The 10,376-nt window shown below is 56.3% G+C and carries 13 protein-coding genes and 1 pseudogene; 7 read left to right on the forward strand and 7 right to left on the reverse strand.

The features are described 5' to 3' along the window. The coding region (locus WEB54_RS05705; RefSeq protein WP_368054068.1) for a PEP-CTERM sorting domain-containing protein at nucleotides 1–367 on the forward strand (367 nt) is incomplete at its 5' end. 138 nt (nucleotides 368–505) lie between these two features. Here the strand turns inward: WEB54_RS05705 and WEB54_RS05710 are convergent. The 4 genes from WEB54_RS05710 to WEB54_RS05725 all read right to left on the reverse strand — a co-directional run bounded on the left by WEB54_RS05710 (nucleotide 506) and on the right by WEB54_RS05725 (nucleotide 4,615). Further along, on the reverse strand, nucleotides 506–1,603 hold the full coding sequence (locus WEB54_RS05710; protein WP_368054070.1) for a histone deacetylase: 1,098 nt from the start codon (nucleotides 1,601–1,603) through the stop codon (nucleotides 506–508). A gap of 64 nt (nucleotides 1,604–1,667) precedes the next feature. After that, complete coding sequence (locus WEB54_RS05715) at nucleotides 1,668–2,198, reverse strand: N-acetyltransferase family protein (protein WP_368054072.1); 531 nt, start codon at nucleotides 2,196–2,198, stop codon at nucleotides 1,668–1,670. A gap of 95 nt (nucleotides 2,199–2,293) precedes the next feature. Further along, entirely contained in the window at nucleotides 2,294–3,052 is a 759-nt protein-coding gene (locus tag WEB54_RS05720; protein ID WP_368054074.1) for a slipin family protein, read from the reverse strand. Between the two features lie 57 nt (nucleotides 3,053–3,109). Next, entirely contained in the window at nucleotides 3,110–4,615 is a 1,506-nt protein-coding gene (locus WEB54_RS05725; RefSeq protein ID WP_368054076.1) for a nodulation protein NfeD, read from the reverse strand. A 191-nt stretch (nucleotides 4,616–4,806) separates the two neighbouring features. Between WEB54_RS05725 and WEB54_RS05730 the strand changes: the two genes are divergently transcribed. From WEB54_RS05730 to WEB54_RS05745, 4 genes are all read left to right on the forward strand, one after another. Continuing rightward, complete coding sequence (locus WEB54_RS05730) at nucleotides 4,807–5,124, forward strand: ArsR/SmtB family transcription factor (RefSeq protein ID WP_368054078.1); 318 nt, start codon at nucleotides 4,807–4,809, stop codon at nucleotides 5,122–5,124. 49 nt (nucleotides 5,125–5,173) lie between these two features. Continuing rightward, the gene (locus WEB54_RS05735) at nucleotides 5,174–5,503 is read left to right on the forward strand and encodes a rhodanese-like domain-containing protein (protein WP_368054080.1); all 330 of its coding nucleotides are present in this window, start codon (nucleotides 5,174–5,176) and stop codon (nucleotides 5,501–5,503) included. 17 nt (nucleotides 5,504–5,520) lie between these two features. Then, nucleotides 5,521–5,859, forward strand: coding sequence for a YnfA family protein (locus tag WEB54_RS05740; RefSeq protein ID WP_368054082.1), 339 nt, complete (start codon nucleotides 5,521–5,523; stop codon nucleotides 5,857–5,859). Nucleotides 5,860–6,001: 142 nt separating this feature from the next. Beyond that, a complete protein-coding gene (locus WEB54_RS05745) occupies nucleotides 6,002–6,823 on the forward strand; it encodes an SDR family oxidoreductase (protein WP_368054084.1) in 822 nt (273 codons plus the stop codon). A gap of 97 nt (nucleotides 6,824–6,920) precedes the next feature. Here the strand turns inward: WEB54_RS05745 and WEB54_RS05750 are convergent, their stop codons facing one another. After that, complete coding sequence (locus WEB54_RS05750) at nucleotides 6,921–7,145, reverse strand: hypothetical protein (protein ID WP_368054086.1); 225 nt, start codon at nucleotides 7,143–7,145, stop codon at nucleotides 6,921–6,923. Nucleotides 7,146–7,155: 10 nt separating this feature from the next. Beyond that, on the reverse strand, nucleotides 7,156–8,637 hold the full coding sequence (locus tag WEB54_RS05755) for a DUF4331 domain-containing protein (RefSeq protein ID WP_368054088.1): 1,482 nt from the start codon (nucleotides 8,635–8,637) through the stop codon (nucleotides 7,156–7,158). A 190-nt stretch (nucleotides 8,638–8,827) separates the two neighbouring features. Between WEB54_RS05755 and WEB54_RS05760 the strand changes: the two are divergent. Then, nucleotides 8,828–8,935: pseudogene (locus tag WEB54_RS05760) on the forward strand (dihydroxy-acid dehydratase); the annotation flags it as partial. A gap of 177 nt (nucleotides 8,936–9,112) precedes the next feature. After that, entirely contained in the window at nucleotides 9,113–9,376 is a 264-nt protein-coding gene (locus tag WEB54_RS05765; protein WP_368054090.1) for a Rho-binding antiterminator, read from the forward strand. A gap of 256 nt (nucleotides 9,377–9,632) precedes the next feature. On the opposite strand, the gene WEB54_RS05770 is transcribed toward WEB54_RS05765, so the two are convergent. Next, on the reverse strand, nucleotides 9,633–10,376 hold a 744-nt coding region (locus tag WEB54_RS05770; RefSeq protein WP_368054092.1), incomplete at its 5' end, for a M48 family metallopeptidase.

The following is a 10,376-nucleotide window of genomic DNA, read 5'->3' on the forward strand; positions in this document are numbered from 1 at the left end:
CACGCTCGGTGACATGTTACTGGATACCAATCGATTGGAAGTGTTCACGCCCGATTCGTTTGGGTTCGGCCATAATATCGTCGGCAGCGGTTCCGATGGGGATGCCTATTGGAATTTATTTAACATCGAGGGTGAGTCCGACTTCAGCGCCCAGTATGTAACCTACAACACGCTCGGTGACATGTTACTGGATACCAATCGATTGGAAGTGTTCACGCCCGATACGTTGGGGTTTGGCCATAATATTGTTGGCAGCAGCGCTTTCATACTGCCCACTGTCACAGTGCCGGAACCGTCAACAGCGGGGCTGCTATTGATTGGCTTCCTGGGCATGGCCGCCTCTCTTTATCGTTCGCGTCGGAGTTGAGGCACAAATCATCATATCGAGACATGCACGATAAGCCACTATCAAAATGTCCGACTCTATAGGTTCTAGCCATTGGCTGAGGTGGGTGTCCCGGTAGATACGGCAGATATGTCCCGGCAGTTAATAAGCCGTTGAAATCTATTCATCATCAGTGAAGGCGGACAGATGAAAGTCCGCCGCGTCTTCTACCTCTTTGATGCCCGCTTCTGATACCTTGGGTACTTTGCCGCCGGCCAATACTTCCAGCACGGCATGAACGCCCCGTGACAGCGACGTCAGGTTGTAACCGCCCTCAAGCACCAGCGCCAGTTTTCCTTTGCAGTGTTTGTCCGCAATGCCCTGAACAATGTTGGTGATCACTTTGAACCCGTCGTAAGTGAGGTTCAGTGCCATATCGTTCCGGTGCGGGTCGAAGCCTGCCGATACCAGTATCAGGTCCGGTTTATAGCGATCGGCAGCCGGAATCAGAATATCCCGGAAGGCTTTTTCAAAGGCGACGTCTCCGGAGGATTCGGGCAGCGGAACATTGATGGTGTAGCCTTCTCCAAGGCCAGCTCCCACTTCCTCAAGGTGGCCGGAACCCGGATAAAACGGCGCGGCACAATGGGTGTCGAAGAGCAGAACACTGGGGTCGGCCCAGAAAATATCCTGGGTGCCGTTGCCGTGGTGGGCGTCCCAGTCGATGATCAGTATGCGCTCGCAGCCGAGTTTGGCGTGAGCATGGGCAGCGGCCACGGCGACATTGTTGACCAGGCAGAAGCCGCGGGCGCGAACCGGTTCTGCATGGTGGCCCGGTGGCCGGACCAGGGCGAACGCGCTGCCGGCCTTGCCGTTAACGACGGATTCTATGGCGGCAATGGCGAGCCCGGCGGCCATGACGGCGGCGTCAATGCTATCGGGCGAGACAGCGGTGGTGTCCGAGTCCAGCCAGGCGCGTTTGCCGGTTAGCGAGAACAGGTAATCCAGATAAGCGCTGGTATGAACACGGGCCAGTTGTTTATAGCTGGCCTTCGGGCCGGTGCGAAAATGAACGCCGGGAATCGGGTGCTCATCGAGGTAGGTTTTGATGGCAGAAATGCGGCCGGGGTGTTCGGGATAGCTCCATTTGAAATCGAGCCCGCTGAGGATGTTTCTGACGCGCTTTTCGACCCGGCTGGGAAGATAGGGGACATCGACTTCCGGGTTGTGGCCAAGCATCACTTCGTCATAGAAAACATTAACCGTTCGGCGTGCCATCAGATCGTTACCTCGTTCACGTAGTGTCCGTTATTTGCCGGGTGGGTGTTATGCGCCAATACCGTCATTTCAGGGCGTCCTTCACCTTGTGGGTGAATGCGGCGGCACGAACACCAGTGGTTTTGAAACCCAACCGGGTCCAGGCTGATTTGGCTTCCTTGTTGGACGATGAGTACTCCAGCATCAGATCGTGCGCGCCCCGCTGGTCGGCAAAATCAACCAGGCTTCGCAACAATGCCTTAAAGATGCCGGCTTTACGAAACTCCGGTTCAACCCAGATATCGTCAAGAATGGCCGACCGGTATTCAGACACCGTTGCTTGCTCCCAAATGCTCTGGCTGGACCAAACAGTGACATCCCCCATCCCGACCAGACCCTCACCCGGTTGTTCGGCAACCACGATGCGTTTGTCGGGCGAGGCCAAAGTATCGTCAAGCAGCTCCAGCAGCCGTTGGTATTCTGACTCCCTGAGTTCCAGTTCGGGTCCGCCGGACACATGAAGCGCCAGCTTCTTGAGAAAACTTACCAGCACGGGCAAGTCCGCCCCGGTGGCATCACGGATGGTAAAGGTGGGTGCGGACTTTTTTGTGGCCATCCCGGGTTTTCCTCATCGGTGCAGCGTGTCGTGCAATAACGGGTAAGACAGCGCCTCGTTTAGAGACGCTGTTTATTCACTACCTCAAAAAGCCGTCACGAACCTTTTTTGTCCATAAAGGCTTTCATCATGTCGATGGGCAGTGGAAACACGATGGTCGACGCATTGCCGGTGCTCATGTCCGACAGGGTGGAGAGGTAACGCAGCTGCATGGCGCCGGGGTCTTTCGACATGACCTGTGCGGCCTCAACCAGTTTTTCGGAAGCCTGTAGTTCACCTTCGGCGTGAATCACCTTGGCGCGCCGTTCGCGCTCGGCTTCGGCCTGGCGGGCGATGGCACGCACCATCGATTCGTTCAGGTCGACGTGTTTGATCTCGACATTGGACACCTTGATGCCCCACTCCTCGGTCTGTTCGTCGATAATTTCCTGAATGTCCCGGTTCAGCCGGTCGCGCTCTGAAAGCATTTCGTCCAGGTCATGTTTCCCGAGCACCGATCGCAGCGTGGTCTGGGAAAGCTGGCTGGTGGCGACGCCGAAATTTTCGACCCGGATGATGGCACGTTCGGGGTCTACCACCCGGAAGTACAACACCGCGTTGACGCTGACGGTGACGTTGTCTTTGGAAATGACATCCTGGCTGGGGACATCCATGGCGATGACGCGCAGGTCGACGCGCACAATCTGTTGCAGACCGGGAATAACGATGATCAGCCCCGGCCCTTTAACCCCCTGGAATCGGCCCAGAAAGAACACCACGCCGCGCTGATATTCCGGCAGAATGCGGATCGAAGAGATGAGAATAATCAGCAGTAGGGCAATCGGTACTGCATAGGGTATTAGGTCATAGGTCATAACTCCCCCTTTTTGCTTGGCAATGTGCGCCGGCGCCCGGGATAGGCGCCGTTTGTATCAGGATGGGGCTTTTTCAACGTGCGCTGTCAGTCCCTCGATGCGGGTTACCCGGGCGGTGTCGCCCGGTGCGAGCGGGCTTGGGCTTTGGGCTTTCCAGCGTTCTCCGTTCAGGCGAACAAAGCCCCGGTAGTCACCGTTCTGTTGTTGGGTGAACGCCTCCAGAATATCGGCCATTTCGCCTTGCATCTGTTCTACCCCACTGACCACCTTGCGTTTGTTCAGCGTTAGAAAACGCGTCATGGCCCAGAGCATGAAGCCGCTGGCCACGGCCGCGACGCCGCCGATCAGGGGCAGCGAGACCTGCTGGTTGGTGCCGTCCATCAGGATGATCGAGCCGACGACGAAGGCGATAACCCCGCCGATCCCCAATACTCCGAAACTGGGCATAAAGGCCTCCCCGACAATGAAGGCGAGGCCGAGCAGAACCAATGCCAGGCCTGCGTAGTTGACCGACAACACCTGGAACGCGAACAGGGCCAAAATCAGACAGATGACGCCGATCACCCCCGGGTAGAGTGCACCGGGGTTGGACAGCTCGAAGAGGATGCCGTAGAAGCCGATCAGCATGAGAAAGTAGGCAATGTTCGGATCGGTGATGATCGATAACAGCTTGGTGCGCCAGTCTGGTTCGATTGGGGTCAGTGACAGATTGGCGGTGTTTAGCGTCAACTCACCGGTTGCCAGTCTTACCACACGACCGTCGATCTGGTTGAGCAGGTCGTTGAGGTCGGTAGCAACCAGGTCAGCGACGTTCATTGCCACGGCGTCTTCGGCCCCCAGATTGACCGCTTCGCGCACGGCGCGTTCGGCCCAGTCCGCGTTGCGGCCATGGCGCTGTGCCAGCTCACGGATGTAGGCGACGGCATCTTCCATCATCTTGCGGTCCATGGCTGAACCGCCCCGGTCCGCGCCCTGGTTTGAGGGTTGAGAGTCGCCCGTGTCTTCGGCCGTGTTGTCGTCGCCGGATGCAGAGTCACCGTCAGACGAGTCAGACGATTGGGTGTCGTCTTCACCGGTGGGTGAGCCGGGCAGACCGCCCATTTGCACTGGCGTCGCCGAGCCCAGATGCGTGGCCGGAGCCATGGCAGCAATGTGGCTGGCAAACATGATGTAGGTGCCCGCACTGGCCGCCCTTGAGCCCGAGGGGCTGACGTAAGTGGCCACCGGGACCGGCGAGGCCAGAATGCCCTGAATGATACTGCGGGTGGATTCCAGCAAACCGCCGGGGGTGTCCATTTGAATGATAACGAGGCGGGCGTTTTCGTCGGCGGCCCGTTCCAGGCCGCGGCGCAGGTAATCGAGCGTAACGGGCCCGATGGCCCCGTCTATGGTGAGCACCAGCGCCTGCCCGGGTGCGGCGTCTTCACCACCTTGTTCTGCCAGGGCGCTACCGGCCTGGGAACCAATGGCCAGCAGCAGGCCTGTTAGCAGCAGGGCGCACCAGAACCCAGCCAGGGACGTGCGGGTGGATTCGACTCGGTTGGCATCGTTGCTCGGGATCATTGGAGACTCCGTTAAGCGTGGCCGTTGGGCGGCGAACCGGTGATGGGCCTCGTCAGGGCGCCAGACAGGCGGGCCACATGCGTTACCTGTGAGTCAAGGGTAGCAGATGCCGGACGATTTGGTGGGTCTCCTGGTAGCTGTTGCGAATGTACTCCTTGACGGAGCCTGGTTGGCTATTCAATAATTATTGAATGATTGAAAAACAAGCGGTTGTTCAAAAGTTGGAAGCGTTGGCTCATGAAACGCGGCTGGATGTCTACCAAATGCTGATGCAGGCCGGACCCAAGGGCGCGGCTGCCGGATGGCTGGCGGAACAATTGGCAGTGGCGCCGAGCGCTCTGTCGTTCCATCTAACGCGCCTGAAGCAGGCAGGCCTGATCCACTCCCGGCGGGTGGGGCAAAGCATCCTCTACGCCGCCGACTTTGAACAAATGCAACATCTGGTTGGGTATCTGACCGAAAGTTGCTGTCGGCAGTCTGAAACGCCGTGTGGGCCAGTCTGCCAATGAGCCGGGTTACCCCGGCAGCCATTCATTGTCCGAATTGGAGGAGGTCGCCGTGAGTGAGCTCATTTCCCGTGACGAATTGAAAGCCAAACTCGACCGTAACGACTCGTTCGTCCTGATCGATACACTCCCCAGCGACGCTTTTCAGCAAGCGCACTTGCCGGGAGCGATTAATATTGTCTCTGACGATATTCTGGAGGAAGCACCGAAGCAGGTGCCGGACCGGGATACCGAGATTGTGGTCTATTGCGGCAATGGTCCATGCAAGCGCTCATCACGGTCGGCCGAACGCTTGCGGCGTTTGGGCTACACCCGGGTACGCGATTATCACGAAGGCAAGGCAGACTGGCGCGAAGCCGGGTTGCCGCTTGAGACCTCCTGACCGATTAAGGAATCGACATGCATCTGATCACTACCGCTGCCTTATTCATCGTAACGGCGATTGCGGAAATTGTAGGTTGTTATCTGCCCTATTTGTGGCTAAACCGTCAGGGGTCGCCCTGGCTGCTGGTTCCGGCCGCTGCTAGCCTGGCTTTGTTTGCCTGGTTGCTTACACTGCACCCGGCAGCCAGCGGGCGCGTGTATGCGGCCTACGGTGGTGTGTATGTGATAACGGCACTGGTGTGGTTGCGTGTGGTCGACCAGGTAAAACTGACGGCCTACGACTGGGTGGGGGCGGGCGTTGCACTCACCGGCATGCTGATCATCGTCAGTGGTTGGCGTGCACCAGCCGTCTGATATCTGAAAATGCACCAGGAAGGTCTGACATGTTAATCGGGGAGCAAAGTGGGCGGGAAGCAAAGTGGACAGCCACCATCGTGGTAGCAGTACACTGTGGTGGGTGTCCGTTTACGCCCTAACAAACTGGAGGCGGTGGCAGATGAAAGTGGTGTTAATTACCGGGGCATCATCTGGCATTGGGAGAGCGTGTTCGGTGCATCTGCACCACCTGGGTTACCGGGTGTACGGTACCAGCCGATACGCTGCAAAAGCACAGGACGGGGGCGTTTCAGCAGACAGTGATGGTGTCCCGCTGCTGAGAATGGACTTGACCGATCAGGCGTCTATTGCCAGCGCCATAGACCAGGTCTGGCAACTGGAAGGGCGGTTGGATGTTGTCGTTAATAATGCAGGCAGTGGTCTTGCCGGGGCGGTGGAAGACACCGCTATAACAGAGGCCCGGGCACAGCTGGACACTAACTTCTTCGGTATGGTTCGGGTTTGCCAGGCAGTTATCCCCCTGATGCGAGAGCAAGGCAGTGGGCTGATCGTAAACATCAGTTCCATGGCCGGTGTCGTTGGTATTCCCTTTCAGAGCTTTTACAGTGCCAGCAAGTTTGCTGTAGAGGGGTTTTCGCAAGCGTTGCGAGGAGAAATTCGCTCCAGCGGTATCAGGGTTGTGGTGATCCGCCCCGGGGATTTCAATACGGGCTTCACGGCAAACCGTAAAAAACTACAACCAACGGCCGGTTCGCCTCACAGCCAAGCTTATACGACGGCACTTGGTATTATGGAGCGTGACGAAGCAAGCGGGCCCGTGCCGGAGCTGATCGCCAGGCAACTGGCGCGGCTCCTGGCCAGTAAATCACCGCCGCTATACACAACCGCCGGCTCAATTAGCCAGCGCTTTCTGATAGCACTCCGGCTGTTAATGCCGATGTCGATTTTTGAACGGCTCATCAAAGCCTACTATCGGCTGTAGAGCGGCGACCCGACAATTTTATCCAGAGTCGAGTCGAGACGAAAAAAAGCCGTCGGATTGCGACGGCTTTGAGAGCATGAATTAAACAAACGAACAATTAGAACAACTCGGCGAAGGCCTGTTCGTTATCCTGATCATTGAAGCTGAAGTCAATGTCATTGATGGATACGGCATCGCGTCCTTCGGAGGTGTTTCCAACTTCTGCGATAACGAAAGCAGTAAAGTCCACTGTGCTGCTCATATCTGATGAGCCATTGTCCGTGCAGGCTATCAAGCCAAGACTCAAGGCAAGAACGGCGGTTCCACTTACTAAGCGATTCATAGCAGACTCCTTAGTTTGGTGAGCCAGCGAGTGGCGTCGCCAGGTAAGGGAAAACAGTTTGCAACTCACTGGCAGTCAGTAGCACGCCGTCGGTGTATTCAAGTTGGCCGTCGGGGGCATCAGCAGCATCGGCCAACACACCCATGGCGACCCGCAGAGAAACATCGACGGTGTCATCGACCGGACGACGGCCATTCGGGAAGCCGGCATTGTCGCCACCGAGCACACCCAGATCGTTTTGACCTGCTGCGGCTGTCGCGGCGATGGCCGGGTTCAGGCGCAGCATCTCAGAGGCAGTGACGCCAACGGGCATATTCACATCCGGCACGCCCGTCAGGAACGCGGTCACCAGGTCTTGTCGTGGGAAGTTATTAGGGGCTGTTACCCCGAACAGTATTTCCAGTAATTCTGGTAGCGTTGGGTGGGTAACGTAGTCAATGAACTGACCATCGTTCATCGGCTGACTGGCGTTAAAGGCGTCTTTGTCTTTCAGGCCAATGACCACTTCATTCACCAGGGGCATACCCAAACGAGACACCTGAGCCCAGGCACCGCCTTCTACCGTGGCACCCTTGCCGTTGGCCATGGGGTCGGGGTTGATAACCCGAGCTTGACGGACGCTTGCCGTTGTCCAGGCGCCTATCACGGGTTCACCGTTGCCGTTCACGGCTGTGCCAGTCAGGCAGGCTGTGGGTACTTCCAACGCCAGTGAGGTCACATTCTTGTCAGCCAGGTCGCCGGCACCTTCGGCATCTCGGGCACCCAGTGGGTCGGTATTCACCAGGTCAAAGATTTCCCCGAGGTTAACAGCAAAGGCTTCTTTGCGCTGACCGACAAAGACTTTTCCATCTACATTGCAGCCGGGAATTGCCATGCTGTAGATGTGGTCATCGGCATAAGCTTGGTAGTCCCCAAATGACTTGCCACCAATGTTATCCAGCGGTTTACGGAAGCTGGTGGTGCCTGTCGTTGAGTTAACCACGGTCTCGTGAGTGCCGGTGCGCCGGTCGCCACGGATAACCGTTATTTCATACTCCTGACGAGCCTGAACATTGTCCGTGTCGGTTGCAGTCGGGCCAATGCCGCCGATGTTTTTTAAAGGAACAGAGACCGCTTTGGTTTCACCCGCATCGCCTACGTTCAGTTGCAGATCGTTCTGCACATCGGAAAATCGGATTTGAAAGGTAATGTCTTCCTGTGCATTGCCATCGTTGTCGATGTGAATTTCGTAAATGGCGTCCGAATCCAGATCAAAATAGTTGGGACCGCCGTAAGCATCTTGTAGCGGCAGGTAGTTGGCGATCAATGTCACGTAATCTTCCCGACCGGTTTCATAGCTGCGAAACATATAGAAATCCGTTGCATCCACCTTCGGGATTTCCGTGATAAAGGGTGCTTCGCGGTGGCTAGCACCGTGGCTTAGGGTAGCAGTCAGGCAAATGCCTGCGATTGCGCTTGCCAGAGCAGTGCGTTTCAGAATTCTTGTCATCATTGTCTCTCTTATTCGTGGTGGGTTTGCACTGTAGGAACGAGTGGTGCGCGAAGGTGGATGCAAAAAAAATGGTTTATTTTTCTTTTTTAATTAATTGAATCCACATTGGGATGAGCCACGTAGAGGGAGGCTGGGTACAGTAAATTGGCTGGCTTGCGGTGTTGTTTGTGAGTGCTGGGTTCAGAGAGAAAATTCCATGACTGTATCGGATAGCATTGCCAATGGCACCGAGAGCATGAACTCTTCCCTGGTCTCGCGTGAAGTGATTGCCGATTCGATTGAGACATTAGCCGGTTGTGGGGATTCGACGGGCGCACTGCCTTATTGAGACACTCACACCGGACAGCTATCAATAACCATTTCCCGATTGCTTTTATTAATAGATTAGGGTGGGTGTTCGTTTTAGCTACGTTGGCCCTCATTCCCGTTTGACTTAGCTATACTTCTGATTCGGTCTTACTTTCGGGAATTCCTTGTGGCGGCCTATCAGATTCTGGATTGCGACTTGCACGACTACTTGGAGATAGCTTGCATGCATCGCTATGACCTTTTAGTTGAGCTTCTGAGCGGTGGGCAATTCAATGCCCGGGCGTTAACGACCTATACGGCCAAGGGCAAAGGGGAGTATCTGGTGCTGGAGGCAGATGCTGGCCAGCAGGAGGTGCGTATCGACCGGTTGCTCGCGATCACCCCGCTCAACCCCAAGGCCTGTTTCGGCCGTGTCACGTTCAAGCCTTAAACAGGGTTCGACCATTAATACACCCAACCGGATTGAGCAAAATTTTATTGTACTAAGCCCGGACAAAAAGGCGTTTATAGAGCTAGCCGGTGGTGTTTGTGTTGCACAATAAGCCCAAAGGCGTAATCCCCGCCGAGCCCGGATTGTGGGAATGGTCTGTCAGAGTGCTTTCGACCACAGCAGCATCCTGCGCACTCGTTACCGGTGCTGAACCGGGCCAGCCCTGAAAGCTGGCTATTTGAAGTCTGAGGTGCCGTTATAGCTGTTGAATATCAGTGACAATCCTGACCGGATGAACGTCGGATTTCGTCAGTGACGGATTTAACGATTCCAGTTTATCGCCCAGCTCCTGCAGGGTGTCCATGCGATTTCCAGGCGAGGGGTGGGTGCTCAGAAATTCCGGCCCACCACCGCCAGCTTCCGACATTTTGCGCCACAATGAAACTGCCGCGTCCGGTCGGTAGCCAGCACGAATCGCCAGTTCAATTCCGATCTCGTCGGCCTCGCGTTCGGCGTCCCGGCTGTTGGGCAGTTGCAGGGCCAGCTGCGCGGCGAGGGCGCTTCCGGTTAATACGTAGCCATTTTGATCCGTTACTTTGGAGGTAATGGCCAACCCGGTATTCACCAATATAGCCTGGGACATTTTCTCGGCCGTGTGGTTGGCCAGGGCGTGGGAGATTTCATGGCCCATGATCTGGGCGATTTCGTCATCGGTCAGGTTCAGCTTGGTGACGATGCCGGTGTAAATGGCCATTCGGCCACCCGCCATGCACCAGGCGTTCAAGGTTTCCGGGTCGTCGATAATGGCGACACTCCAGTCCCAATCCCGCGAGCCGGGGTATTTCCTGATGGCTTCGGTGACCAGGCGACCGGTGATCGTCGAGATGCGATTAGTCCAGGCATCATCCGTAACCAGGCGATGCTCTCGGGTAATGTCCGTTACCGTACTCAAATAGGCCGCCTTTGACTCGCTGATGGCCATGTCCGGCGATATCAGCAT

The sequence above is a fragment of the Saccharospirillum sp. genome (assembly GCF_040881935.1).
GTDB lineage: Bacteria > Pseudomonadota > Gammaproteobacteria > Pseudomonadales > Natronospirillaceae > Saccharospirillum.

Excerpts from the sequence above, each read along its gene's own strand:
- WEB54_RS05710 (WP_368054070.1), bottom strand. The coding sequence starts at position 1,603 with ATGGCACGCCGAACGGTTAATGTTTTCTATGACGAAGTGATGCTTGGC.
- WEB54_RS05715 (WP_368054072.1), bottom strand. The coding sequence starts at position 2,198 with ATGGCCACAAAAAAGTCCGCACCCACCTTTACCATCCGTGATGCCACC.
- WEB54_RS05720 (WP_368054074.1), bottom strand. The coding sequence starts at position 3,052 with ATGACCTATGACCTAATACCCTATGCAGTACCGATTGCCCTACTGCTG.
- WEB54_RS05725 (WP_368054076.1), bottom strand. The coding sequence starts at position 4,615 with ATGATCCCGAGCAACGATGCCAACCGAGTCGAATCCACCCGCACGTCC.
- WEB54_RS05730 (WP_368054078.1), top strand. The coding sequence starts at position 4,807 with ATGATTGAAAAACAAGCGGTTGTTCAAAAGTTGGAAGCGTTGGCTCAT.
- WEB54_RS05740 (WP_368054082.1), top strand. The coding sequence starts at position 5,521 with ATGCATCTGATCACTACCGCTGCCTTATTCATCGTAACGGCGATTGCG.
- WEB54_RS05745 (WP_368054084.1), top strand. The coding sequence starts at position 6,002 with ATGAAAGTGGTGTTAATTACCGGGGCATCATCTGGCATTGGGAGAGCG.
- WEB54_RS05750 (WP_368054086.1), bottom strand. The coding sequence starts at position 7,145 with ATGAATCGCTTAGTAAGTGGAACCGCCGTTCTTGCCTTGAGTCTTGGC.
- WEB54_RS05755 (WP_368054088.1), bottom strand. The coding sequence starts at position 8,637 with ATGATGACAAGAATTCTGAAACGCACTGCTCTGGCAAGCGCAATCGCA.